Below are 2,105 nucleotides of genomic sequence, written 5' to 3'. Positions count from 1 at the left end.
GGGCGGGAGGCGCGGACGTCTGCGCTGAGGCTGGTGTCCTTCACGAGGTGGCCTTTCGAGGGGTACGGAGTGACGACGCGGAGCTGCTGGACGACGCGGAGCTGTTGGACGGCGCGGAACTGCTGGGCGGTTCGGGGGCACCGTGCGTGCCGGGCGCCGCAGGAGGGGGCCCGGCGGCGGCCTGCCAGGGGGCCCCGGGGACGACGAGCGGGTCGCCGGTGACCGGGCACGGCACCACGACCGCCTCCAGCCCGAACACCTCGCGCACGAGCGCCGCGTCGACGATCCGTTCCGGGCGTCCCCGCGCGACGACGCGTCCTTCCTTCATGGCGACGAGGTGGTCCGCGTACCGGGTCGCCTGGTTGAGGTCGTGCAGCACCATCACCACCGTCCGCCCGCGCTCGCGGTTCAGCTGCCGTACCAGGTCCAGTACCTCTACCTGGTGGGCGATGTCCAGATAGGTCGTCGGCTCGTCCAGCAGCAGCAGGTCCGTCTCTTGCGCGAGCGCCATCGCCAGCCACACGCGTTGCCGCTGCCCGCCGGAGAGCTCGTCCACGGGCCGGTCGCCGAGCCCGGTGACGTCCGTACGCTCCATCGCGTCGGCGACCGCCCGCTCGTCCTGCTCCGACCACTGCTGCCACCAGCGCTGGTGCGGCTGCCGCCCTCGGGCGACCAGATCGGACACGGTGATCGACTCGGGCGCCACCGGGGACTGCGGCAGCAGCCCCACCGACTGCGCGATCTTCCGCGTCGGTATCCGCGCCAGCTCCGCGCCGTCGAGCAGCACGGCGCCCGCGCGGGGCCGCAGGAGCCGGCCGAGGGCGCGCAGCGTCGTCGACTTGCCGCAGGCGTTCGGGCCGACGACGACGGTGACCTCCCCGTCGGGGATCTCCAGGTCCAGGCCCTCGACGACGGTCCGCTCCTCGTAGGCGAGCGTCAGTCCGCGCGCGGCGAGCCGAGGGGCGGCCGGACCGCCGCCACGCGCCGCGGCGGCCGGGCCGGCGGGGCGCACGGCGGGCGGGTCGGTGGGGCGGTCGCTCATCGGGTGGCTCCCTTCGCGCTCTTCCTACGGGCACCGGTGCGGGCGATCAGCCAGATCAGATACGGCGCTCCCACCGCCGCCGTCAACACACCGACCGGCAGCTCGACCGGTGCGAACAGCCGGCGCGCGAGCAGGTCTCCCAGCGTCACCACGAAGGCGCCCAGCAGCGCGGAAGAGGCCAGGGGCAGCGGTGCCGTCCGGGTCAGCCGGCGGGCGATCTGCGGTGCCAGCAGCGCGACGAAGTCGACGGGCCCCGCGGCGCCCGTGGCCACGGACGCCAGCAGGACGCCCGTGACGACGAGCCCGAGCCGTGTGCGGCCCAGCCTGACGCCGAGCGCCGTGGCCGTGTCGTCGTCGAGCGCGACGTCGCGCATCGCGCGCGCCGCCCACAGGACGCACGGCAGCAGCGCGAGCAGGGCGAGGGCCAGCGGCCCGGCCTGGTCCCAGCCGCGGCCGTTGAGCGACCCGGTCATCCACACCTTCGCCTGCTGGGCGACCAGTTGGTCGCCCTTGGTGAGGAACAGCTGCGTCAGTGACCGCAGTGCCACCGAGATGCCGATGCCGACCAGGACGAAACGGGTGGCGTGCAGGCCGCCGCGCCACGCGCACACGTAGACCAGGAAGGCCGCGAGCAGGCCGCCCGTCACGGAGACGTACGGGAGCGCGGCGGCGGAGGTGAGGCCGAACGTCATCGCGCCCACCGTCAGCGCCGACGCGCCGTGCGTCACGCCGATGATCTCCGGGCTCGCCAGCGGGTTGCGGGCCACCGTCTGGATCAGCGCGCCCGCCACACCCAGTGCGGCGCCCGCCAGCAGACCCACCGTCATGCGGGGCATGCGCAGGGTGCCGACGACGAGTGCGTCGGGGGAGGGCCGGCCCAGCAGCACCTTCACGACCTGCGTCGGGGCGACCGTCGTCTCGCCGAACGTCAGGTTGGCGACCACGGCGGCGAAGAGCGCCACAGCCAGGGCGCAGGCGACGGCGGCGGCCCGGCGGTGCACCAGCCACGAGGTCCCGCGGCCCCGCACGAGGGCGTACCCGGTCGGGCGGGTCGGCGGGGAGG

At 75.1% G+C, this 2,105-nt stretch carries 2 protein-coding genes; both read right to left on the bottom strand.

All coding sequences use genetic code 11. The features are described 5' to 3' along the window. Window positions 1–40: 40 nt before the first annotated feature. The gene (locus AB8Z75_RS34515; protein WP_369209033.1) at window positions 41–1,042 is read right to left on the bottom strand and encodes an ABC transporter ATP-binding protein; all 1,002 of its coding nucleotides are present in this window, start codon (window positions 1,040–1,042) and stop codon (window positions 41–43) included. Beyond that, a partial coding sequence (locus AB8Z75_RS34510) for a FecCD family ABC transporter permease (protein WP_369209031.1) occupies window positions 1,039–2,105 on the bottom strand: 1,067 nt, incomplete at its 5' end. The genes AB8Z75_RS34515 and AB8Z75_RS34510, both read right to left, overlap by 4 nt.

The sequence above is a fragment of the Streptomyces sp. PU-14G genome (assembly GCF_041028275.1).
In the GTDB taxonomy this organism is placed as follows: Bacteria; Actinomycetota; Actinomycetes; order Streptomycetales; family Streptomycetaceae; genus Streptomyces.
This window is presented reverse-complemented; position numbering and strand designations above follow the sequence as displayed.